Raw genomic sequence first — 569 nt, 5'->3', positions numbered from 1 at the left:
ACACGCTGAGTGAGATCCGCTCTACGGTGAGGGATGTGGCCGGTGAGCAGCAGGAACGTCGTCCGATTCGGGAGTTGATCGATGATCGGCTGTTGGATGAGCTGCTGGTCCGGTCCCGGGATGAGGCGGGCGGGCTGCGGCTGACCGGTGAGGGCAGCATGCTCGGCGATTTGGTCAAAGCGGTGCTGGAGCGGGCCTTGGAGGCCGAGCTGACCGCGCATCTGGGCTACACCCGGCACGAGCAGGGTGCCGGGGCGGCGGCTGGGAACGCCCGCAACGGGAAGATCGGCAAGACGGTGCAGACCGGGGTCGGGCCGGTCCGGCCGGCGGTTCCGCGGGACCGGGCCGGCAGTTTCGAACCGGTGCTGGTGCCCAAGCGGGCGGGCCGGGTCTCCGGTGGCCTGGATGACATGGTCATCTCGCTGTATGCGCACGGGATGAGCGTCCGGGACATCGTGCACCACCTGGAGCAGGTCTATGGCACCCGGCTGTCGGCCGAGACGATCTCGCGGATCACCGAGCAGGTGATGGAGGAGGTGAAGCTCTGGCAGCGGCGCCCGCTGGATCCC

Annotated in this window: 1 protein-coding gene; it reads left to right on the top strand. The window is 68.7% G+C overall.

Annotation, left to right across the window (positions count from 1 at the left end; translation table 11 throughout):
- Positions 1 to 35: 35 nt before the first annotated feature.
- On the top strand, positions 36 to 569 hold a 534-nt coding region (locus ABEA43_RS67960), incomplete at its 3' end, for a transposase (RefSeq protein ID WP_345581679.1).

Source organism: Nonomuraea rosea (assembly GCF_039539705.1).
Taxonomy (GTDB): domain Bacteria; phylum Actinomycetota; class Actinomycetes; order Streptosporangiales; family Streptosporangiaceae; genus Nonomuraea; species Nonomuraea rosea.
This window is presented reverse-complemented; position numbering and strand designations above follow the sequence as displayed.